21 protein-coding genes are annotated in these 19,678 nt (G+C 72.1%); 6 read left to right on the top strand and 15 right to left on the bottom strand.

The features are described 5' to 3' along the window. Positions 1–405: 405 nt before the first annotated feature. On the top strand, positions 406–1,875 hold the full coding sequence (locus ACIGXO_RS10265) for a sensor histidine kinase (protein WP_399783091.1): 1,470 nt from the start codon (positions 406–408) through the stop codon (positions 1,873–1,875). Positions 1,876–2,154: 279 nt separating this feature from the next. Here ACIGXO_RS10265 and ACIGXO_RS10260 read toward each other — a convergent pair whose 3' ends face one another. Together ACIGXO_RS10260 and ACIGXO_RS10255 are read right to left on the bottom strand one after the other, a co-directional pair. Beyond that, positions 2,155–2,412 carry a WhiB family transcriptional regulator gene (locus ACIGXO_RS10260; RefSeq protein WP_003983230.1) on the bottom strand — a complete coding sequence of 86 codons (258 nt, stop codon included), beginning with the start codon at positions 2,410–2,412 and terminating at the stop codon, positions 2,155–2,157. Between the two features lie 317 nt (positions 2,413–2,729). Next, complete coding sequence (locus ACIGXO_RS10255; protein ID WP_399783088.1) at positions 2,730–3,713, bottom strand: diacylglycerol/lipid kinase family protein; 984 nt, start codon at positions 3,711–3,713, stop codon at positions 2,730–2,732. Positions 3,714–3,796: 83 nt separating this feature from the next. Between ACIGXO_RS10255 and ACIGXO_RS10250 the strand changes: the two genes are divergently transcribed. Beyond that, positions 3,797–4,252: a hypothetical protein gene (locus tag ACIGXO_RS10250; protein WP_399783086.1), complete on the top strand. Its 456-nt coding sequence runs from the start codon at positions 3,797–3,799 to the stop codon at positions 4,250–4,252. A 343-nt stretch (positions 4,253–4,595) separates the two neighbouring features. On the opposite strand, the gene ACIGXO_RS10245 is transcribed toward ACIGXO_RS10250, so the two are convergent. From ACIGXO_RS10245 to ACIGXO_RS10230, 4 genes are all read right to left on the bottom strand, one after another. After that, positions 4,596–5,528, bottom strand: a complete 933-nt coding sequence (locus ACIGXO_RS10245; protein WP_399783843.1) for an RNA polymerase sigma factor SigF — start codon at positions 5,526–5,528, stop codon at positions 4,596–4,598. 43 nt (positions 5,529–5,571) lie between these two features. After that, on the bottom strand, positions 5,572–5,985 hold the full coding sequence (locus ACIGXO_RS10240) for an anti-sigma regulatory factor (RefSeq protein ID WP_030264314.1): 414 nt from the start codon (positions 5,983–5,985) through the stop codon (positions 5,572–5,574). A gap of 266 nt (positions 5,986–6,251) precedes the next feature. Then, on the bottom strand, positions 6,252–6,740 hold the full coding sequence (locus tag ACIGXO_RS10235) for a GNAT family N-acetyltransferase (RefSeq protein ID WP_399783083.1): 489 nt from the start codon (positions 6,738–6,740) through the stop codon (positions 6,252–6,254). A 74-nt stretch (positions 6,741–6,814) separates the two neighbouring features. Continuing rightward, positions 6,815–7,075, bottom strand: coding sequence for a UBP-type zinc finger domain-containing protein (locus ACIGXO_RS10230; protein ID WP_399783081.1), 261 nt, complete (start codon positions 7,073–7,075; stop codon positions 6,815–6,817). Positions 7,076–7,116: 41 nt separating this feature from the next. Between ACIGXO_RS10230 and ACIGXO_RS10225 the strand changes: the two genes are divergently transcribed. Then, positions 7,117–8,724: a Na+/H+ antiporter gene (locus ACIGXO_RS10225; RefSeq protein ID WP_399783078.1), complete on the top strand. Its 1,608-nt coding sequence runs from the start codon at positions 7,117–7,119 to the stop codon at positions 8,722–8,724. Positions 8,725–8,745: 21 nt separating this feature from the next. Here the strand turns inward: ACIGXO_RS10225 and ACIGXO_RS10220 are convergent, their stop codons facing one another. The 3 genes from ACIGXO_RS10220 to ACIGXO_RS10210 all read right to left on the bottom strand — a co-directional run bounded on the left by ACIGXO_RS10220 (position 8,746) and on the right by ACIGXO_RS10210 (position 10,753). Then, positions 8,746–9,639 carry a 1-aminocyclopropane-1-carboxylate deaminase/D-cysteine desulfhydrase gene (locus ACIGXO_RS10220; protein ID WP_399783840.1) on the bottom strand — a complete coding sequence of 298 codons (894 nt, stop codon included), beginning with the start codon at positions 9,637–9,639 and terminating at the stop codon, positions 8,746–8,748. 76 nt (positions 9,640–9,715) lie between these two features. Then, positions 9,716–10,306 (bottom strand): N-acetylmuramoyl-L-alanine amidase, encoded by a 591-nt coding sequence (locus ACIGXO_RS10215; protein WP_399783075.1) that lies wholly within the window; start codon positions 10,304–10,306, stop codon positions 9,716–9,718. 210 nt (positions 10,307–10,516) lie between these two features. Then, positions 10,517–10,753, bottom strand: coding sequence for a hypothetical protein (locus ACIGXO_RS10210; protein WP_399783072.1), 237 nt, complete (start codon positions 10,751–10,753; stop codon positions 10,517–10,519). Between the two features lie 125 nt (positions 10,754–10,878). Here ACIGXO_RS10210 and ACIGXO_RS10205 point away from each other — a divergent pair, with 125 nt between their 5' ends. Further along, the gene (locus ACIGXO_RS10205; RefSeq protein ID WP_399783069.1) at positions 10,879–11,613 is read left to right on the top strand and encodes a helix-turn-helix domain-containing protein; all 735 of its coding nucleotides are present in this window, start codon (positions 10,879–10,881) and stop codon (positions 11,611–11,613) included. Positions 11,614–11,623: 10 nt separating this feature from the next. Beyond that, positions 11,624–12,535: a glutaminase gene (locus ACIGXO_RS10200; protein WP_399783067.1), complete on the top strand. Its 912-nt coding sequence runs from the start codon at positions 11,624–11,626 to the stop codon at positions 12,533–12,535. A 43-nt stretch (positions 12,536–12,578) separates the two neighbouring features. Here the strand turns inward: ACIGXO_RS10200 and ACIGXO_RS10195 are convergent, their stop codons facing one another. Together ACIGXO_RS10195 and ACIGXO_RS10190 are read right to left on the bottom strand one after the other, a co-directional pair. After that, positions 12,579–13,028 (bottom strand): VOC family protein, encoded by a 450-nt coding sequence (locus ACIGXO_RS10195; RefSeq protein ID WP_399783064.1) that lies wholly within the window; start codon positions 13,026–13,028, stop codon positions 12,579–12,581. A gap of 104 nt (positions 13,029–13,132) precedes the next feature. Then, positions 13,133–14,071: a beta-ketoacyl-ACP synthase III gene (locus ACIGXO_RS10190; RefSeq protein WP_399783062.1), complete on the bottom strand. Its 939-nt coding sequence runs from the start codon at positions 14,069–14,071 to the stop codon at positions 13,133–13,135. A gap of 198 nt (positions 14,072–14,269) precedes the next feature. Between ACIGXO_RS10190 and ACIGXO_RS10185 the strand changes: the two genes are divergently transcribed. Beyond that, positions 14,270–15,262 carry an NAD-dependent epimerase/dehydratase family protein gene (locus ACIGXO_RS10185; protein ID WP_399783059.1) on the top strand — a complete coding sequence of 331 codons (993 nt, stop codon included), beginning with the start codon at positions 14,270–14,272 and terminating at the stop codon, positions 15,260–15,262. Between the two features lie 89 nt (positions 15,263–15,351). Here ACIGXO_RS10185 and ACIGXO_RS10180 read toward each other — a convergent pair whose 3' ends face one another. The 4 genes from ACIGXO_RS10180 to snpA all read right to left on the bottom strand — a co-directional run bounded on the left by ACIGXO_RS10180 (position 15,352) and on the right by snpA (position 19,454). Continuing rightward, positions 15,352–16,440 carry a magnesium and cobalt transport protein CorA gene (locus ACIGXO_RS10180; protein WP_399783838.1) on the bottom strand — a complete coding sequence of 363 codons (1,089 nt, stop codon included), beginning with the start codon at positions 16,438–16,440 and terminating at the stop codon, positions 15,352–15,354. A gap of 70 nt (positions 16,441–16,510) precedes the next feature. After that, positions 16,511–17,776, bottom strand: a complete 1,266-nt coding sequence (locus tag ACIGXO_RS10175; RefSeq protein WP_399783835.1) for a CynX/NimT family MFS transporter — start codon at positions 17,774–17,776, stop codon at positions 16,511–16,513. An 83-nt stretch (positions 17,777–17,859) separates the two neighbouring features. Then, entirely contained in the window at positions 17,860–18,552 is a 693-nt protein-coding gene (locus tag ACIGXO_RS10170) for a FadR/GntR family transcriptional regulator (RefSeq protein ID WP_399783056.1), read from the bottom strand. A 245-nt stretch (positions 18,553–18,797) separates the two neighbouring features. After that, positions 18,798–19,454 carry a snapalysin gene (gene snpA / locus ACIGXO_RS10165; protein ID WP_399783053.1) on the bottom strand — a complete coding sequence of 219 codons (657 nt, stop codon included), beginning with the start codon at positions 19,452–19,454 and terminating at the stop codon, positions 18,798–18,800. Positions 19,455–19,678 lie beyond the last annotated feature (224 nt).

Below are 19,678 nucleotides of genomic sequence, written 5' to 3'. Positions count from 1 at the left end.
ACGGCCCCGCTCCTCGTGGGAACGGGGCCGTCCGTATGTCCGTCGATATCCATCTGTATGCCGGTCTGCGTATGCGCCCGATGTACGCCTGCGTACGCGCCCGGAAACACCCGCGGGCCGCGGCGCCGGGACAGGACCCTCAACCTGTCCGGCACCGCAGCCCGGAGCTGACATCGGCCGGTGTACGCCGTGAGGTGTGCGGTTCCTCGCGGCGCCCGGTCCGGCCGATCGGAGGCCGCGGCGCAGTCAGGGCAGAGAGCGCCTCGGTCCTCTATCCGTCCTCCTGTGCGGGGAGGGCGGAAGCCTTTTACCGATTCATTGTGGACTAGACCATGCGCATCAGTCCATGCCTGTGCACGGTCAACGGATACACCGTACGCCGGTAGGCTCGCTTGCGTGCCCTCCATGAACGATCTCGTCCGCCAGCACACCGCTCTGAGCGACTCCGACCTCGAGTGGCTGCACCTCCTGGTCTCCGAATGGCAGCTGCTCTCCGACCTGTCCTTCGCCGACCTCGTCCTGTGGGTGCCCACCCTGGACGGCACCCGGTACGTGTCCGTCGCGCAGATGCGTCCGAACACCGGGCCGACGTCCTACCAGGACGACATGGTCGGCCATCTGGTGCCGCGCGGGCGCCGCCCCATGCTGGACACCGCGCTGGACGAGGGCCGCATCGTGCGCGAGGGCGATCCCGAGTGGCGCGAGGAGGTGCCCGTACGGGTGGAGTCCATCCCCGTACGCCGGGACGGCCGGGTGCTGGGCGTGATCGCGCGGAACACCAACCTGCTCACCGTACGGACGCCCAGCCGGCTGGAGCTCACCTACCTGCAGAGCGCGTCGGACCTGGCGCAGATGATCGCTGCAGGATCGTTTCCGTTCCCCGGTCAGCAGGTCGACATGGACGCCTCGCCGCGGGCGGGCGACGGGCTCATCCGGCTCGACGCGGACGGCGTCGTCCAGTACGCCAGTCCGAACGCCCTGTCCGCGTACCACCGTCTCGGGCTCGCCGCCGACCTCGTGGGCCACCACCTCGGCCGGGCCACCGCCGAACTCGCGCCGGCGCGCGGCCCCGTGGACGAGGCCCTGGTGAAGCTCGCCAGCGGCTGGGCACCGCGGGAATTCGAGGTGGAGGGCGACGACGGCGTCATTCAACTGAGAGCCATCCCGCTCAAACCGAAGGGCACGCACATCGGTTCACTCGTGCTGCTGCGCGACGTCACCGAATTGCGACGCCGAGAGCGCGAATTGATTACGAAGGACGCGACCATCCGGGAAATCCACCACCGGGTGAAGAACAACCTGCAGACAGTCGCCGCCCTCTTGCGGCTGCAGGCCCGCCGGATGGATTCGCCCCAGGGGCGCGAGGCGCTGAACGAGGCGGTGCGCAGGGTCGGTTCCATCGCGATCGTTCATGAGACGCTGTCCCAGAACCTGGACGAGCGGGTCGAGTTCGACGAAATCGCCGACCGCGTGCTCGCCATGGTGGCGGAGATCTCGCCGGGGAAGGTGGCCGGGCGGCGCAGCGGCCGCTTCGGCATCCTGGACGCCGAGGTCGCGACCCCGCTGTCCATGGTGCTCACCGAGATCCTCCAGAACGCGCTGGAGCACGCGTTCGCGCCGGGGGAGCAGGGCACGGTCGAGGTGGCCGCGGTGCGCGGCGGCAGCAGTACGGAGCCGCGGCTGCGGGTCACCGTCCAGGACGACGGCCGCGGGCTGCCCGAAGGGTTCGACCCGCAGCGCGCCGGCAACCTCGGGCTGCAGATCGTCCGGACGCTGGTCGAGGGCGAGATGAGCGGCACGTTCGACATGCTGCCGGCCCCCGGGCGCGGCACGCAGGTGGTGCTGGACATCCCCGTACGGGCCGAAAAGCACTGACCGCGCCGGGCGGGTCTTGACCGCCCGCGGCCGGTTCATCCCGCTCGCGCCCCGGTGTGCGGAGGTGCGGGCGGGGCGCCTGGTGGCGCATCTCACGCAGTACGCACCCTCACGCGCCCCTTCCCGTACGGCCATACGGAGGGGGCGGGGCGGGTCGCGAGCGCGTGCGCGGACAGCAGTAAGCCCCGGACCGAGTTACGGTCCGGGGCTCAAAGCTCACGTTGCTTAGCGCATCGGGGGTACTGCGCGCTGCGGCTCGGATGCCACGGGGCGTCTGGTTCAGGCGCTGGCGTTGCGCGCCCGGTTACGAGCCGCACGGCGCTTCATTGCGCGGCGCTCGTCCTCGCTCAGACCACCCCAGACGCCGGAGTCCTGGCCGGACTCGAGCGCCCACTGCAGGCACTGCTCCATGACGGGGCAGCGGCGGCAGACGGCCTTGGCTTCCTCGATCTGCAGCAGCGCAGGACCGGTGTTGCCGATGGGGAAGAAGAGCTCGGGGTCTTCCTCGCGGCAAACGGCGCGGTGACGCCAGTCCATGGCTGCTCCATCTCCTCGTATTACGGGAACGTTGCTTGTGAATGTGAACGCTTTCACGAATCCCTCCGCAAGGGAAGGGCCGAACGCCCGCAAGGGGCTGGTGCGGTCCTGGAAAAGAGGAGGGGATTCGGGCTCTCAAGGGGGCCGAAGAGCGGCCGTCCCGATCGCCATGAAGAGACTCGCAAACCTCGGCGGCGGATACAACCCCTTCCGGAAACTTTTTTTTGATTCCTTGGTGTCGGCTGCGTCACAGCCGTACTTCTGGGGGGTGGAAGTCAGCCTAAACGTTCGACTGAAAGGACTTTAGGCCCTACTGCTCACACAATCACACGCAGTGCACGGCGTACGCCTGTGAACGTCACGCTGGAACGCAGTCCCAGGTGGTCGCCGTCCATCTGGAAGGGCAGTGGAACCTGTGAATGCAAGGTGAAGTCCGTCTGATCATGAAGCGATACGGCGTGCTTTCCCCGTGGGCCGCGGTCCGGGGTTGACGCCAGCAGCTGGGTGGCGTACCGGGCGACCGCCGGGGTGGAGAGTCTGGTCAGCGCGAAGACGTCCAGGGCGGTGTCGAAGGACGCCCGCGGCGCCGGGTAGACCGGGCGATTGCCCAGGTAGGTCCAGGGGGCGGTGTTGCAGATTATGGACAGGACAAGATCGTCGATCACTTCCGTCGAACCCGGTTCGGCGCCCGGGTGCTCCAGCGTGATCGTGCCGTGCCGGCGGTTCGGCTCGCCCAGGAACTGGCGCATGACCTGTCGTACGTACAGCGCATGGGTCGAACGCTTGCCGCGTTCGCGCTGTTGTTCGACCCGCCCCACGACGCCAGCGTCGAAGCCGAACCCCGCGCAGAAGGTGAACCAGCGCTTCGGAATCATCTCGTCCTGAGTGTCCGGTGTGCCGGCGGCCAAACCCAGTCCGACCGTACGTTCGCTGCCGTCGCGCAGCGCGTCCAGCAGGGCGCCGGTGGCCTCCACGGCGTCGTTCGGCAGGCCGAGTGCCCGGGCGAAGACGTTCGTGGAGCCGCCGGGGACCACCGCGAGGCGGGGCAGTGCCTCCGGGGCGGGGCCGTGGGTCAGCAGGCCGTTGACGACCTCGTTGACCGTCCCGTCGCCGCCGAGGGCGACCACCAGCTCCGTCTCGCCGCTCTCCGCGGCCCGGCGGGCCAGGTCGCGCGCGTGACCTCTGTACTCGGTCTGCGCGACCTCCAGCTTCAGGTCGCTGGCCAGCGCGTGGGCCAGTACGTCACGGGTGCGCGCACTGGTGGTGGTGGCTGCAGGGTTGACCACGAGAAGTGCACGCATGGGGAGCAGGGTACCTACCTGTAAGTACGAGGGCCCAGCCCCTGCCCGTCAGGCGGACGGGGCCCCGGCGCTACCCTGCTGGGGTGAGCAGCAACAAGCAGAAGCGGACACCGGCCGCCCCCACGCCCGCCCCCGGACCCGCCGGGCCGCGGCCGCGCCGGCTGACCGCCGCGGCGGTGCTCACGGGCCTCGAGGGACTCGCGCTGGCGGCGCTGGGCGTCTACATGCTGGTCGACGGGCTGGCCGGCTCGCCCGACAGTCCTCAGCAGGCCGAGATGGGCGGGATCACCGTGATCGTGCTGGCGCTGCTGCCGCTGATCTCCGCGCGCGGGCTGTGGCTGCGGCGGCGCTGGAGCCGCGGGCCCTCGCTGATCACCCAGATCGTGGCGCTGCCGGTGGCCTGGACGCTGATCAACGGCGGTGGCGCGCTGCTCGCGGGCGGCGTGGTCCTGGCCGTCGTCGCGTTCGTCGTGCTCGGTCTGCTGGTCAATCCGACGGCCACCGAGGCGCTGGGCATCGGGCCTCGCGAGGACGCGTAGCCGACTCGTAGGGGCCGCGCAGGGCCGCGCAGGGGGCTTGCAGGCGCGGCGGGCGCTCGGTGCACGCCGGGGCGGTCACACGGCCGTACGCCGGTACTCGCGCGGGCACGCCGGACGGCCCACACGCCGGGCTTGCGCGAGGCGTGCCGGAACGCCGTACGCCCTCGTACGAGCGGGCGTGTCGGGAGCCCGTACGCCGACGGGCGCGGGCGTACCGGTCCCGTGAGGCTCTCGCGGAGCTCTGTGGGGCTGTCGGTGCGGCCCGCGCCCGTTACGTGGTGCGGTCGTGGTCGTCGTCCGGAGTGCGGCGGATCCGGCGGTCTCCCGCCCCGCCGGGGCGTCGCTACTCCTCGACCAGCAGCTTGTCGCGGAGCTGGGCCAGGGTGCGGGCCAGCAGCCGGGAGACGTGCATCTGTGAGATGCCGACCTCCTGGGCGATCTGCGACTGGGTCATGTTGCCGAAGAAGCGCAGCAGCAGGATCTTCTTCTCGCGCGGCGGCAGGTCCTCCAGCAGCGGCTTGAGGGATTCGCGGTACTCGACGCCCTCCAGCGCCTCGTCCTCGGCGCCCAGGGTGTCGGCGACCGCGGGGGACTCGTCGTCGGTGTCCGGCACGTCCAGCGAGAGGGTGCTGTAGGCGTTCGCCGACTCCAGGCCCTCCAGCACCTCCTCCTCGGAGATGCGCAGATGCTCGGCCAGCTCATGCACCGTGGGGGCACGGCCGTGCCGCTGGGAGAGCTCCGCGGTCGCCGTGGTCAGCGACAGCCGCAGCTCCTGCAGGCGGCGCGGCACGCGGACCGCCCAGCCCTTGTCCCGGAAGTGCCGCTTGATCTCGCCGACCACGGTCGGGGTGGCGTACGTGGAGAACTCCACGCCGCGCTCCGGGTCGAACCGGTCCACCGACTTGATCAGGCCGATCGTGGCGACCTGGGTGAGGTCGTCCAGCGGCTCGCCGCGGTTGCGGAAGCGCCGGGCGAGATGCTCCACCAGGGGGAGGTGCATCCTGACCAGGGTGTTCCGCAGCTCCGCGCGCTCGTCGGAGCCCTCCGGGAGCTTGCGCAGCTCGTAGAACATCGCGCGGGCACCACTGCGGTCGTGCGGATCGTGCGCATCGTGAGGGTGATGCTGCGGATCCTGCTGCTGCCGCTGCTGCTCGCTGTGGTCCATGTGGTCCGCCCGCTCTGCCTGCTCCGCCGCGTTCAACCGGCCGCTGAGGTCGTCCGTGCCCATCGGGTGCGGCCGGGCCTGCTGCTCGGGGATGGCCAGTCTCGGCTCCATCCGCGCGCCGCGCTCCAGATCCTTCACAGGGCCCCCTCTTCGGTCATGACGGTCCGGGACCGGCGCCGCGCTCCTTGTACAGACTGATGCTGACCGTCTGGTCCTCGGCGACGGTGGAGTCGACCTTGCCGGCCAGTGCGGAGAGCACCGTCCAGGCGAAGGTGTCGCGCTCCGGGGCGCGTCCGTCGGTGGTGGGAGCCGATACGGTCACCTGCAGCGCGTCGTCGATCAGCCGGAAGACGCAGCTCAGCACACTGCCGGGGACGGCCTGCTGCAGGAGGATCGCGCACGCCTCGTCGACGGCGATACGCAGATCCTCGATCTCGTCGAGGGTGAAGTCCAACCGGGCTGCCAGTCCGGCCGTGGCCGTACGCAGCACCGAAAGGTAGGCACCCGCAGCGGGCAGCCGGACTTCCACGAAGTCCTGATTCCCGGGCTCGCCTGCGATCTGGGACACCCTCACCTCCAAGGTGACACAAGCTGATTGAGCTGATATTCATGCCGGACCTGATCCTCCCGGCGGAAGGAACGGCCACCCGGCACAGCGCATGCGCTGTGCGACGCTATCGCGATCTGCGGTGCAATGTCGCCCGGGATCGGCGTGGCTGCCGGCCTGGCACGACGGTGGGGCTCGCAGTGTCCCGCAAACCCACGAGTGTCACTCATTGTAAGCCTACGGGTACGGACAGTGGCTAGGGGTCTGCACTGCCAAATCGGCGCTGGTTACGCTGCGTTGGCATCTGCAGTTGCCGCGAGCTCGTGCAGTGCCTCTCCAGTGAGCCGGAAGACGGTCCATTCGTCCATGGGCTGAGCACCGATCGACTTGTATATACCGATGGACGGTTCATTCCAATCCAGGACTGACCATTCAAAACGTCCGTATCCACGGCGGATGCATATCTGCGCCAGAGCGGCGAGCAGTGACTTGCCGTGTCCGGCGCCGCGGTGCGCGGGGCGGACGTACAGGTCCTCCAGATAGACACCGTGCGTGCCCGTCCACGTGGAGAAGTTGCGGAACCACAGGGCAAAGCCCACCGGGGTGCCGGACTCCTCGGCGATCAGCCCGAAGACGGCCGGATGCTCGCCGAACAGGGCGTCGCGGAGCTGCTCTTCGGTGGCCTTGGCCGACTCCAGCGCGCGCTCGTACTCCGCGAGCTCGCGGATCATGGCGTGGATCGCCGGGACGTCGGCGGGTGTCGCAGTGCGGATCATGCGTGAAGGCTAGCGGGCCCCACTGACAACCGGCGCCGGGTGCCGTGCGGTCCGCGCGCCCAACGGGCGAGCGTTCAGACCAGAGACTTGTCGGCGAAGCACCAGCGCCAGTCCTCGCCCGGCTCGAAGGTGCGCATCACCGGGTGCCCGGTCGCCTCGAAGTGCGCAGTGGCGTGCCGGTACGGCGAGGAGTCGCAGCAGCCGACGTGGCCGCAGACCAGGCAGAGCCGCAGCTGCACGGGGTGGCTGCCGACGGCGAGGCACTCGGGGCAGGTGTCGCTCAGCGCGACCGGTTCGGGGCGCGGCAGTTCGAGAACGTGCGGGCACTCGCTCATGATTGCCAGATTAGCCGGAACGCGCGGGGACGGGTCGTGCCATGGATGTGATGCCACTGCTGTTGCTGGTCGCCGGGAGCGCGGCCGTCGCGGGACTGGCGCGGCGCACACCGGTGCCCGCGCCCCTGCTGCTCGTCGCGGCCGGGCTCGGCGCGGGCTATCTGCCCGGCGTCCCCGACTACCCGCTCGACCCGCACATCGTGCTGCCCCTGCTGCTGCCGCCCCTGCTGCACACCGCGGCCCTGGACAGCTCGTACCTGGACCTGCGGGCCAATCTGCGCCCGGTGGCGCTGCTGTCGGTCGGCTACGTGCTCTTCGCGACGGTGGCCGTCGGGTACACCGCGTACCTCGTCATCCCGGACCTGCCGCTGACCGCGGCCCTCGTGCTGGGCGCGGTGGTCGCGCCCCCGGACGCCGTGGCGGCCACCGCCATCGCCCGCAGGCTGCGGCTGCCCGGCCGGATCACGACCATCCTGCAGGGCGAGTCGCTGGTCAACGACGCCACCGCCATCACCGCCTACAAGGTGGCGCTGGCCGCGGCCGTCGGGGAGGGCGCGACCTGGGCCGGCGGCCTGAAGGAGTTCGGCATCGCGGCGGTCGGCGGCATCGGGATCGGGCTGGTCCTCATGGGGCCGCTGCACTGGCTGCGCTGCAAGCTGCGGGACTCCGCGGTACTGGAGAACACGCTGTCGCTGCTCATCCCGTTCCTCGCGTACTCGGTGGCCGAGCACGTCGGCGCCTCCGGCGTGCTCGCCGTCGTGGTGGTCGCGCTGTACCTGGGGCACCGCTCCTCGCAGGTGGGCTTCGAGACGCGGCTCCAGGAGGCCGCGGTGTGGACGATGGTCTCCTTCCTGCTGGAGTCCGCGGTCTTCGTGCTCATCGGGCTCCAGCTGCCGGTCGTGGTGCGGGGGCTGGGGGAGTTCAGTACCGGGCAGGCGGTCACGTACGCGCTCGTGGTGTTCGCCGTGGTGGTGCTGGCGCGCTTCGTGTGGGTGTTCCCCGCGACGTATCTGCCCCGGTGGCTGTCGGCGCGCATTCGGGAACGGGAGTCCGAGACGACCTGGACCGCGCCGGTGATCGTCGGCTGGGCCGGGATGCGCGGGGTGGTCTCGCTGGCGATCGCCTTCTCCATCCCGCTGACGGTGCACGGCGGAGAGCCCTTCCCGGCGCGCAACCTGGTGCTCTTCCTGACCTTCAGCACGGTCATCGGCACCCTCGTGGTCCAGGGGCTGACGCTGCCGCCGCTGATCCGCCTCCTCAAGATGCCCCGGCCGGACCCGCAGGCCGAGACGCTGGCGGAGGCGCAGGCGCAGAACGACGCGTCGGACGCGGCGGAGCGCCGGCTCGAGGAACTCCTGGCGGACTCGCGCAATGCGCTGCCCGGGCCCTTGGAGGACCGGCTGCGGACCGTCCTGGAGCGCCGCCGCAACGCCGTCTGGGAGCGGCTGGGGCCGCCGAACCCGGAGACCGGGGAGTCGGTGGAGGCGACCTACCTGCGGCTGGCCCGGGAGATGATCGGCGCGGAGCGCGCGGTCTTCGTGGAGCTGCGCGACGCGCGGCGGATCGACGACGAGATGCTGCGGACGCTGCTGCGCCGGCTGGACCTGGAGGAGGCGGCGGCGTACCGGGAGACGGTGAGTCCGGAGTAAAGCGGTGCGGGCAGGCCCTCCTCAGGGCGAGCCGGTGACCACCGCGGCCACTGTGGTGCCCGGCGCGAAGGCCCCCTCCTCCGTACGCGTCGTCAGGCCCAGCAGCATCTTCGCCACGTAGACCCGCTCCAGCGGCAGGCCGTGCCGCGCCTCGAAGTCCGCGGCGAAGGCGTCCAGCGCGGGCGTGCTGCGGGCGTACCCACCGCAGTGGAACGCGGTCTCCAGCCGCCAGTCGCCGCGCCGCCCCCCGAAGGCCGCCTCCTGGAGGCGGAGCACATCGGCCTCCAGGAAGTGGCCGGGCCCGGGGCCGCCCTTCAGTACGGGGAAGCCGAGGGCCCGCTGCCCCGGGGCGAGGCCCGCGGCCAGCCCCGCGAGGGTGCCGCCGGTCCCGCAGGCCACGGCGACGACGTCGGCGGCGCCGGCCAGCTCGTGGCCCAGTGCGGCGCAGCCGCGGGCGGCGAGGGCGTTGCTGCCGCCCTCGGGGACCAGGCGGTACGGCCCGAAGCGGGCGCGCAGCGCGTCGAGCAGCTCGGGGTCGTCCTTGCGGCGGTAGCGGGCGCGGTCCAGGAAGTGCAGCCGCATGCCGTCGGCGGCGCAGCGGGCCAGTGAGGGGTTCAGCGGCCGGCCGGCCAGCTCCTCGCCCCGTACGACGCCTATGGTCGCCAGGCCCAGCAGACGGCCCGCCGCGGCGGTGGCGCGCAGGTGGTTGGAGTACGCGCCGCCGAACGTGAGCAGTGTGCGGTCCCCGGCCGCCGCGGCGGCGCGGAGGTTGGGCTCCAGCTTCCGCCACTTGTTGCCGGGCAGATCGGGATGTATCAGGTCGTCCCGCTTGAGCAGCAGGCGTACGCCGCGGCGCGCGAACCGGTCGTCCTCGATCTCCTGTACCGGGGACGGCAGGTGCGGCCGCAGCGTCATCGGGTCGGGGACGGTGCCGGTCACGCCCCCATTGTCCGCGTGGAGCCCGGCCGCGATCGAATCGGTGTACTACGGGTCACCTCAGGCGCTTCCCGATGCGCTCGCGCAGCGTGTCCATCGTGAAGCCGCGCGGGTCGACCTTGCCCGGCTGCCACTCCAGGTGGCCGAGCACCGAGCGCTCGTTCCAGCCGTGCACCCGGCACACCGCGGCGGCCGCCTTCTCGACGGCCTCCAGCTGTGCGTCGGGCCACGGGTCCTTGCCGTCGCCGAGGTTCTCGCACTCGAAGCCGTAGTAGACGCGGTTGCCGTCGGTGTCGGCCTCGTTGTCCGGCGGCAGCCGCCGCTCGGCGATCACCGCCTTCAGGACGTCGCCGTCGCCCAGCCCCGCGTGGTTCGCGCGGCCGTGGCCCACCAGATGGACCGTGCCGTCCTTGGTGATCACGCCGTGGCACAGCGGGCCCGGCAGGTCCGGGTGGCCGCCGTAGCAGATCCGTACGGTCTCCTCGGCGCCCGAGGTGACGGTGTGATGGATCATCACACCGTGCACCCCGCCCCAGGGACCCTTGTGATTGCGGTTGTGCGTGCGCCAGTTGCCGACCTCGACGACGCGCAGCCCTTCGTCCCGCAGCGCTTCGAGGAATCTGTCCGCTGACATGGGTGAGGCCATGAACGGCTCCGTTCCGGTGCAGCAGCGGCCGCCGATCGCGTACCGCCTCGTAAAACGCTTGTACTGGAACGGAACCTTCGAGGTCAGCAGTTCGCCGTCAATGCGAGCCGAACCGTCCGCTTACGGGGCATACGCTGGACATATGTCCCCACCGGAGCGGTTTCGCGCAGCGGAACCGTGGGAACCCGCGCCGGTCGCGCGGATCAGCTCCTAGGCGCCGCGCAGGACGCCGTCCCCGTGCACCGCGATGTGCGCCTCCAGGGCCTGGACGGCCGCCGCCGTGGCCTCCGGGGAGCCGCTGCCGCGCCGCTCCGCGTAGTACGCGGCGCCCAGCCGCTTCAGCAGATCGGCGCCCGCGCGCTGCTGCTGGACCTCGTCCACCTTCTGCTTGCCCTGTGCCAGGCCACGCTGCGCCTGCTCCTTGGCACGGTCCAGAAATCCTGCCATTGTGCTGCCTCCGCGTCGGTCCATGGGTCTCGCAGACACCGGCGCCCGTCGTGCCCGGCCCCGGTGCGTGCCGTACCCGATCAACGGCCGGGACGCGGCGCCGGTTCCCGTGCCAGGCTGGAGACGTGTACCGGGAACGGCCCTCCGTACTGCCCGGCGCCGCCGTGTGGACCAAGACCCCGGGAATGGCGCCGCGCCCCGTGCTGCCCGACGGCTGCACCGATCTGATCTGGTACGACGGCCGCCTTCTGGTCGCGGGCCCGGACACCCGCGCCCATCTGCCGGGGCCCCCGGAGCGGGCCCCGGAGGCGCCCGTCGTCGGCCTGCGCTTCGCCCCGGGGCAGGGCCCCGCCGTCTTCGGGGTGCCCGCGCACGAGCTGCGTGACCTGCGCGTTCCCCTCGCCGAGCTGTGGCCCGGCGACCGGGTGCGGCGGCTGACCGACGAGCTGGCCGCCGCGGTGGCCGGCCGCGCCCCGGAAGCCCTGCAAGCCCCGGGGGCCGTGCCCGGCCGCGCCCTCGAAGCCGCGGCCGCCGCCCGGCTGCGTACCGGTGCCGCGCCCGACCCGGCACGCGGCCTGATCGCGCGGGCGGCGGCCCGGGGGACGCCGGTGCGCGAGCTGGCCGACGCGGTCGGCGTGGGCGAGCGCCAGCTGCACCGCCGCTGCCTGGCCGCCTTCGGGTACGGCCCCAAGACCCTCGGCCGGGTGCTGCGCCTGGTGCGCGCCCTGGACCTGGCCCGCTCCGGGATGCCGTACGCCCAGGTCGCCGTGGTCGCCGGGTACGCCGACCAGGCACACCTGGCGCGCGAGGTGAAAGCGCTGGCGGGTGCCCCGCTCGGGGTGGTCCTCGGCCCGGGATAGCGTGTCCGCCATGGACTACCAGGGCGTTCTCGAGGAGGTGGCGGACCGTGCGCGGCCGCTGGTGAGACAGGGGAAGGTCGCCGACTACATCCCCGCGCTGGAGTGCGTCTCGCCGGACCGCTTCGGTATCGCGCTCACCGACCTCAACGGGGAGACGTACGGCGTCGGGGACTGGGAGGTCCCGTTCTCCGTGCAGTCCATCTCCAAGGCGTTCTCCCTCGCCCTCGTGCTGGCCCAGGAGGACCAGAGCATCTGGGAGCGGGTGGGGCGCGAGCCGTCGGGCACGGCCTTCAACTCCCTGGTGCAGCTGGAGTACGAGCAGGGCATCCCGCGCAATCCTTTCCTCAACTCCGGTGCGCTGGTCGTCACCGACCGGCTGCTGACCCTCACCGGCGACGCCAGCACGGCGCTGCTGGACTTCCTGCGCGAGGAGAGCGGCAATCCGGACCTCTCCTTCGACCAGGCCGTGGCCGGCTCGGAGGCCGAGCACGGCAACCGGAACGCGGCGCTGGCCCACTTCATGGCGAGCTTCGGCAATCTGGAGAACCCCGTTCCCAGCGTCATCGAGCACTACTTCTGGCAGTGCTCGATCGAGATGAGCTGCCGCGACCTGGCCACGGCCGGCGGCTTCCTCGCCCGCCACGGGCTGCGCGCCGACGGCACGCGGCTGCTGCACGCGCGCGACGCCAAGCGGATGAACGCGGTGATGCTGACCTGCGGCACGTACGACGCGGCGGGGGAGTTCGCCTACCGGGTGGGGCTGCCCGCCAAGAGCGGGGTGGGCGGCGGCATCGTGGCGGTCGTCCCCGGGCGCTGCACGCTGTGCGTGTGGAGCCCGGGTCTGGACGCGCGCGGCAATTCGGTCGCCGGGGCCGCGGCGCTGGACCACTTCACGACGCTCACCGGATGGTCGGTGTTCTGAGGCGGGCCCTCAGGGAGGGCAGGCGCTCAGGACGGACCGGCTCTCAGGAGGGCAGCGGCGCGAAGAGGTCGACGCCGTGGCCGTCCGGGTCCAGGACAACCGCGTACCGCTGGCCCCAGAAGGCGTCCCACGGCCGCTTCGCACCGCGGTACCCGGCGCCGACCAGCTCCGTATAGAGGGCGTCGACCGCCTCCGGGGACGCGCACTCGAAAGCGAGCTCCGGTGTGCCCCCGGAGGACGGCGTCCAGTCCGGGTCCATGGCGCGCAGCGTCTCGTGGGTGTCCCACATCAGCCGCAGCCCGCCGGGCAGCGGCGCGTCCACGTGCGGCGCGGTGTCGGCCTCCGCCGGGATGTCCAGGCCGAGGCGCCGGTAGAAGGCGAGCGAGGCCGCCATGTCGGCGGCGGCCAGGCCGATCGCGGCGAACCGGGGCGCGGGAGCGGTACGCGCCGCCGCGGTCCCGGGGGTGGTCTGTGTCCTGGTGCTGTCAGTCATGGGCCGAGCGTACGAAGGCACGGCCCCGCCGGTCTTGAACGAATCGGACGTCCACCGGCGCCGCACCAGGTGCGCGAGCCGCACCTACGGGCACAGCCCTGCCCCTACGGGCAGCGCACGACCTGTCCCGCGTACGAAAGGTTTCCGCCGAAGCCGAAGAGGAGCACCGGCGCCCCCGCGGGGACCTCGCGCCGTTCGACCAGCTTCGAGAAGGCCAGTGGCACGGACGCCGCCGAGGTGTTGCCCGACTCCACGACGTCCCGGGCGATCACCGCGTTCACCGCCCCGATGCGCTCGGCGACCGGTTCGATGATCCGCAGGTTGGCCTGGTGCAGCACGACGCCGGCCAGGTCCTCCGGCCGTACGCCGGAGCGCTCGCACACCTGGCGCGCGATGGCCGGCAGCTGGGTGGTGGCCCAGCGGTACACGGTCTGGCCCTCCTGGGAGAAGCGGGCCGGCTCGCCCTCGATGCGTACCGCGTCGCCCATCTCCGGTACCGAGCCCCACAGCACCGGGCCGATCTCCGGTTCCGCCGCCGCGGTCACCACGGCCGCGCCCGCGCCGTCGCCCACCAGGACGCAGGTCGAGCGGTCCGTCCAGTCCACGACATCGGTGAACTTCTCCGCGCCGATCACCAGCGCGCTGCGTGCCGCGCTGGCCCGGATCGCGTGATCGGCGGTGGCCAGCGCGTGGGTGAAGCCCGCGCACACCACGTTGACGTCCATCGTGGCGGCCGCCGGGATGCCGAGCCGGGCGGCCACCCGGGCGGCCGTGTTCGGGCTGCGGTCCGTGGCCGTACAGGTGGCGACGAGCACGAGGTCGATGTCGGCCGGGGCCAGGCCGCTCGTCGCGAGCGCCTTCGCCGCCGCGGCGGCGGCCATCGCGTCCACGGTCTCGTCGGGGGCGGCGACGCGCCGGGTACGGATGCCCACCCGGCTGCTGATCCAGGCGTCGTCGGTGTCGACGAGCTCGGCCAGGTCGTGGTTGGTGAGCACCTTGGCGGGCTGGTAGTGGCCCAGCGCAAGGATGCGCGACCCGGTCATCTCTCCCCCTGTGGGTGAAAAGTGGAAACGGAATACCGACCTCACCAGTGTTGGCGGCGTGGCGGCGTACCGGGGTGCGTGTCCTTCCAACATTCGGGGCGGGGATCTGGAGAGTTCCGACCGTCACCCCGTGATACGGGATTCCGCTGAGAGCGAGGCGCGGGACGCCCGTACATCCGTACGGGCAGAGTCGGCGGTATGAGACTGCTGATGCTGGGTGGCACGGAGTTCGTCGGGCGGGCCGTGACCGAGGCGGCCCTCGCACAGGGATGGCAGGTCACGGTGTTCCACCGGGGCCGGCACGAGGCGCCTCCGGGCGCGGCCGTGCTCCAGGGGGACCGCACCGCCCCGGAGGGGCTCGCGGCGCTGCGTACGGGGGAGTGGGACGCGGTGGTGGACACCTGGTCCTGGGCGCCGTCGGCGGTACGGGACGCGGCGCGGCTGCTGGCCGGCCGGGCGGGGCGCTACGTCTACGTGTCGAGCGCTTCGGTGTACGCGCACCCGAAGGCGGCGGGGCTGGGCGAGGAGGCCCCCCTCGTGACGGGCGACCCGGACGCGGGCGAGGTGGCGTACCCGGAGGCCAAGCGGGGCGGTGAGCTGGCGGCCGAGAAGTTCTTCGGCGCCGATGGGTCGGTGTTCGCGCGGGCCGGGCTGATCATCGGGCCCTACGAGAACGTCGGGCGGCTGCCGTGGTGGCTGGCCCGGATCGCCCGCGGCGGCCCCGTCCTGGCACCGGGCCCGCACGGTCTCCCGATCCAGTACATCGATCCCCGCGACCTCGCCGCCTGGGTCCTGCACGCCGTCGGGGCGGGCCTGTCGGGCCCGTACAACCTGATCAGCCGGAGCGGCCACGCCACCATGGGCGAACTGCTGGACGCGTGCGTCCGGGTCACGGGATCGGGCGCCGAACTGCGCTGGACCGACCCGGAGAAGATCCTCGCGGCCGGCATCGAGCCGTGGACGGAGCTGCCGGTCTGGCTGCCGCCGGGCTCGGAGAACCACGACACGCTGCACCGTACGGGGGTGGAGAAGGCGTACGCCGCCGGGCTGCGCTGCCGTCCGGTGGCGGAGACGGTGGCCGACACCTGGGACTGGCTGCGGTCGGTCGGCGGGAAGGCGCCGCAGCGGCCGGACCGCCCGTTGGACCGGCTGTCCCCGGAGAAGGAGGCGGAGGTGCTCGGCACCTCCTGAGCGCCGCGGGCCGGGCCGTGAGAGCCGCTGGCCGGGCCGAGAGCCGCGGGGCCGTGCCGGAACGTCACGGCCCGGCCCGGCGGCCGCCCCTAGAGCCAGCCGTTCCGCTTGAACCCGCGGTGGATCACCACGCACGCCGCCACGATCACGCACATCACCAGCGGATATCCGAACACCCAGTCCTTCTCCGGCATGTGCTCGAAGTTCATGCCGTACACCCCGCACACCATCGTCGGGACGGCCAGGATCGCGACCCAGGCGCTGATCCGGCGCATGTCCTCGTTCTGCGCGATGGTGACCTGCGCGAGGTGTGCCTGGAGTATCGAGTTCAGCAGCTCGTCGAAGGCGGTGATGCGCTCGGTGACCCGGGCCAGGTGGTCCGCGACGTCCCGGAAGTACGTACGGATACGCGGGTCGACCTGGGCCAGCGGCTGGGTGGAGAGCTGGTGCAGCGGCCGGTCCAGCGGGGCCACGGCCCGCTTCAGCTCCAGCAGTTCGCGCTTGAGCTGGTAGATCCGTCCGGCGTCGGCGTTCCGCCCGCCCTCGGCGAAGACCGCGCTCTCCACCACGTCCATGTCGTCCTGGACGGCCGCCGTCGCCTCCAGGTAGTCGTCGACGACCAGGTCGGCGATGGCGTGCAGGACGGCGGACGGGCCGAGCGCGAGCTGGTCCGGGTCCGCCTCCAGCGCCTCGCGCAGCGGGCCGAGCGAGCCGTGCCCGCCGTGCCGCACGGTGATCACGAAGTCCTCGCCGGTGAACACCATGATCTCGCCGGTGTCCACGACCTCGCTGGTGGCCGTGAGCCGGTCGTGGTCGACGTAGCAGGCGGTCTTGAAGACGGTGAACAGGTTGGTGTCGTACTGCTCCAGCTTGGGGCGCTGGTGGGCGAGGACCGCGTCCTCCACGGCCAGCGGGTGCAGCCCGAACAGCTCCACGATCCCCGCGAACTCCGCCTCCGACGGCTCGTGCAGCCCGATCCACACGAACCCGTTGCCCGAGGCGCGGACCCGGTGCACCGCCTCCGCCACGGGGTGGTCGCCGGTCAGCCGCACCCCGTTCTCGTACACCGCGCAGTTGACGACCGCCGTGCCCAGCGGCGAGCGCGCCGGGTGGGCGAGGTCGACGCCGCGGCTGCGCTGCTGTGGCAGACGTACGGCCCGGCGGAGGTGGCGGATCATCGACATGGGCGGCTCCGGGGCGGCTCCTACGGGCGGGCGCCGCCCAGTATGCCGATCACGGCGCTCCGGTTCATCCCCGGCCGGCGACGTGCCGCTCCCGGGAGGCGCCCAGACCTGCGAGGACCTGCGGGACGAGCAGGACCAGCAGGACGACGACCGGGACCGTCCAGGTGCCGGAGGCGTCGTGCACGGCGCCCAGCACGGCCGGGCCCGCGGCGGCGAGGATGTATCCGAAGCACTGGGCCATGCTGGAGAGCTGCGCGGCGTGCCGGGTGTCGGGCGCGCGCCGCACTATGAAGAGCAGCGCGAGGCTGATCGCCGCGCCCTGGCCGAGGCCGAGCAGCGTCATCCATACGTACGCGCCGGTGGCCGGCGCGGCCAGCATCCCGGCCAGGCCCAGGGCGCACAGCACCGCGCCGAGCGCCGCAAGGTGCCCCGTCCGCAGCCGGCGGCCCGCGATCACCGGTGCCAGGAAGGAGCCCGCGATGCCCAGCAGCGACGAGAACGAGAGCATCCAGCCCGCGTCGCCCGCGCTCATGCCCGCGTCGGTCAGCATGGTCGGCAGCCAGGCGGTGGCCGCGTAGTAGCTGAGCGACTGCAGGCCCATGTAGCCGGTGACCTGCCAGGCCAGCGGGGACCGCCACAGGCCGCGCACGGGGTGCGCCGCCTGCCGGGCCGCGCCTTCGGAGACCCGTGTACGGGACCGGGCCCGCGGCAGCCAGACCAGCAGCGCGAGCAGCGCGAGCGAGCCCCAGCAGGCCAGCGTGGCCTGCCAGCCGAGCCCGGTGGCGGTGCGCAGCGGTACGGTCACGCCCGCGGCGAGCGCCGCGCCGCCGAACAGGGACATGGAGTACAGCCCGGTCATCAGCCCGGTCCGCGTGGGGAAGTCCCGCTTGATCAGGCCGGGCAGCAGCACGTTGGCCACCGCGATGCCGGCGCCGATGACGACAGTGCCGGCGAACAGCGCGGCCACCTGGTCGGCCAGCCGCAGTGCGGTGCCCGCGCAGATCAGCACCATCGTGCCGAGCAGGGACCGCTCCAGTCCGAAGCGGCGGCCGAGCCGCGGCGCCACGGGGGCGAGCAGGCCGAAGCAGAGCAGGGGGAGCGCGGTGAGCAGGCCGGCGGCGGCCGCCGACATGCCGCTGTCGGTACGGATGGTGTCGGCCAGCGGGGAGACCGCGACCAGCGCCGGGCGGAGGTTCAGGGCCAGCAGGACCACGCCGGCGGCCAGGTAGAGGGAGCCGCGTACGGGGCCGGGACCGGCCGCGGGCACCGGCGGCGCGTCCGAGGGCGTCCGGGCGGATATGCGGGCGTCCGGCCGCTCTTCGGTACGCATGGCGTCCGACAGTTCTCCGGTGCGCATGGCGTCCGGCCGTTCTCCGGTCCGCACGGCGGTGGCCTCCTCGGTCTCGCGCGGCATCAGTCCTGCTCCCGCAGTGCCGTCATGGCCTCCTGGAGGTGGGCCAGCGCGGCCCGCTCGGCGGCGTCCGGGTCGCCCGCCGCGATCGCGTGCACGATGGCGGCGTGCTCGCCGAACTGGTGGCGTACGGAGTCGGGCACCGGTGCGGCCATGACGGACTGCAACGTGGCCCGCAGCGCGTCGGTGAGGTGGTCGTAGAGGTCGGCCAGGACGCTGTTGTGCGCGGCGGCCGCGACGGTGCGGTGGAAGGCGATGTCGGCCTCGATGAAGGCCGCGGTGTCGCCGGCGTGCCAGAGCTCGTCGCGGTGCGCGAGTGCCGCGCGCAGCGCGACGAGGTCCTCGCCGGTGCGGCGCAGGGCGGCGTAGCGCGCCGCGTCCCGCTCCAGGCTCGCGCGCACCTCGTACGCCTCCAGGTCGCCGGAGCGGCGCAGCCTGCGCTGCACGGCGGCGCCGAAGTCGCTGCTGGCGCGCACGTAGGTGCCGTCGCCCTGGCGGGGCTCCAGCATGCCGGTGTGCACGAGGGCGCGGACCGCCTCGCGGACGGTGTTGCGGCCGACGTCGAGCTGCTCGACGAGCACCGGCTCGGCGGGGATCTTGCTGCCGACCGCCCACTCGCCCGCGGCGATCAGGCCCTCCATCTGGTCGATGACCAGGTTCACCAGGCTGGTGCGGGTGGTGTTGCGCAACGGCATCGGCCGCCGTCCCCTTCCGGTGCTCTGTCCCTGAGGAATTCCCTGACGAATTCCCCGACGAAGTAAGCGAAGTACACCGGTGATAGGAACATCCCATGTTTGGGTGTGTCAAAAAACCGTGCGGCGGAGGCCCTGAGGCTTCCGCCGCACGGTTCGGCACCGGTCAGTGGTGCCGGCCGTCGGCCCTCGTGGTCATCGGCGGCAGGTCGACGGCCGGTGTTCCGGGTGGGTCATGGCACGGGCGCTCAGGACGCCGTGCCGAAGTGGGCGCCCTTCAGGCCGTTCGCCCAGAGCTGGTCGACCTGGGCGCGCTCGTTGGCGTCCGGCTGGGAGTTGGTGCACGACGGGCCGGGGCCGCCGCCGGACATCAGCTCGCTGCACGGGCCTTCGTAGTGGTCCGGCAGGCCGAGGACGTGGCCGGTCTCGTGCGCGGTCACGCGGGTGGAGTCGTACTCCTGGTTCTGCTGGTAGTCCAGGAAGATGTAGCCGTGACCGTGGCCGTCGGTGCTGGCGTAGGAGCCGCGCGAGTCGTTGCCCTCGCGGTAGGAGAAGTCCGCGCCGCCGCTGCCGGCCTGGAGCTTGACGTTGGAGACGGCACTGTTCCAGATCTGCGCGCTGCTCGATATCTGCTGCGCGAAGGTGGGCGCGCCGCTCGCGTCGTACGTCACCGTCACCGAAGCGGCGCCGGTCTTCTTCTGCTTGGCGAGCGCCGACTTCAGCACGGCCTCGAAGAACCGCTTGGTGTCGGCCTTCTCGGCGGCCGAACCGACGTACTGGGCCGCGGTCACGGTGTTGTCCGCGGGGGCGGTCGAGGGGGTGGCCACCGCGGGCACGGCGGCGGCGAGGCTCGCGGCGAGGCCCAGACCAAGTGCGGCCGACAGCACCGTCTTAGGAGATCTCATGTGGGGGGCTCCTTAGTGTCCGGGGGACCCGGCCGAGGTGTGGGGCAACGGCCGGGACCCGCGGATGAACTGTGGTGCCGCCGAGTCTGCGCGAGATATCCGGGGGCGCGGAGATTCCATGTGGCGATAGGACGGTCCAATAGCCCCTGGGAAATGTGTGATTCGCGGGGTTCGGGTGGCTGGTGCGACACGTAAGGACGTCGTTATGCTCCGCGCGTGGAGCT

This window comes from Streptomyces sp. NPDC053542 (assembly GCF_044544685.1).
GTDB lineage: Bacteria > Actinomycetota > Actinomycetes > Streptomycetales > Streptomycetaceae > Streptomyces.
The sequence above is the reverse complement of the archived record's forward strand: the minus strand, read 5'-3'. Positions and strand labels throughout refer to the sequence as shown.

What these genes read in the sequence shown, in the direction of transcription:
- ACIGXO_RS10265 (WP_399783091.1), top strand. Translation starts at nt 406, where the DNA reads ATGAACGATCTCGTCCGCCAGCACACCGCTCTGAGCGACTCCGACCTC.
- ACIGXO_RS10260 (WP_003983230.1), bottom strand. Translation starts at nt 2,412, where the DNA reads ATGGACTGGCGTCACCGCGCCGTTTGCCGCGAGGAAGACCCCGAGCTC.
- ACIGXO_RS10255 (WP_399783088.1), bottom strand. Translation starts at nt 3,713, where the DNA reads ATGCGTGCACTTCTCGTGGTCAACCCTGCAGCCACCACCACCAGTGCG.
- ACIGXO_RS10245 (WP_399783843.1), bottom strand. Translation starts at nt 5,528, where the DNA reads ATGGAGCCGAGACTGGCCATCCCCGAGCAGCAGGCCCGGCCGCACCCG.
- ACIGXO_RS10235 (WP_399783083.1), bottom strand. Translation starts at nt 6,740, where the DNA reads ATGATCCGCACTGCGACACCCGCCGACGTCCCGGCGATCCACGCCATG.
- ACIGXO_RS10230 (WP_399783081.1), bottom strand. Translation starts at nt 7,075, where the DNA reads ATGAGCGAGTGCCCGCACGTTCTCGAACTGCCGCGCCCCGAACCGGTC.
- ACIGXO_RS10225 (WP_399783078.1), top strand. Translation starts at nt 7,117, where the DNA reads ATGGATGTGATGCCACTGCTGTTGCTGGTCGCCGGGAGCGCGGCCGTC.
- ACIGXO_RS10220 (WP_399783840.1), bottom strand. Translation starts at nt 9,639, where the DNA reads ATGACGCTGCGGCCGCACCTGCCGTCCCCGGTACAGGAGATCGAGGAC.
- ACIGXO_RS10215 (WP_399783075.1), bottom strand. Translation starts at nt 10,306, where the DNA reads ATGGCCTCACCCATGTCAGCGGACAGATTCCTCGAAGCGCTGCGGGAC.
- ACIGXO_RS10210 (WP_399783072.1), bottom strand. Translation starts at nt 10,753, where the DNA reads ATGGCAGGATTTCTGGACCGTGCCAAGGAGCAGGCGCAGCGTGGCCTG.
- ACIGXO_RS10200 (WP_399783067.1), top strand. Translation starts at nt 11,624, where the DNA reads ATGGACTACCAGGGCGTTCTCGAGGAGGTGGCGGACCGTGCGCGGCCG.
- ACIGXO_RS10195 (WP_399783064.1), bottom strand. Translation starts at nt 13,028, where the DNA reads ATGACTGACAGCACCAGGACACAGACCACCCCCGGGACCGCGGCGGCG.
- ACIGXO_RS10190 (WP_399783062.1), bottom strand. Translation starts at nt 14,071, where the DNA reads ATGACCGGGTCGCGCATCCTTGCGCTGGGCCACTACCAGCCCGCCAAG.
- ACIGXO_RS10185 (WP_399783059.1), top strand. Translation starts at nt 14,270, where the DNA reads ATGAGACTGCTGATGCTGGGTGGCACGGAGTTCGTCGGGCGGGCCGTG.
- ACIGXO_RS10180 (WP_399783838.1), bottom strand. Translation starts at nt 16,440, where the DNA reads ATGATCCGCCACCTCCGCCGGGCCGTACGTCTGCCACAGCAGCGCAGC.
- ACIGXO_RS10175 (WP_399783835.1), bottom strand. Translation starts at nt 17,776, where the DNA reads ATGCGTACCGAAGAGCGGCCGGACGCCCGCATATCCGCCCGGACGCCC.
- ACIGXO_RS10170 (WP_399783056.1), bottom strand. Translation starts at nt 18,552, where the DNA reads ATGCCGTTGCGCAACACCACCCGCACCAGCCTGGTGAACCTGGTCATC.
- snpA (WP_399783053.1), bottom strand. Translation starts at nt 19,454, where the DNA reads ATGAGATCTCCTAAGACGGTGCTGTCGGCCGCACTTGGTCTGGGCCTC.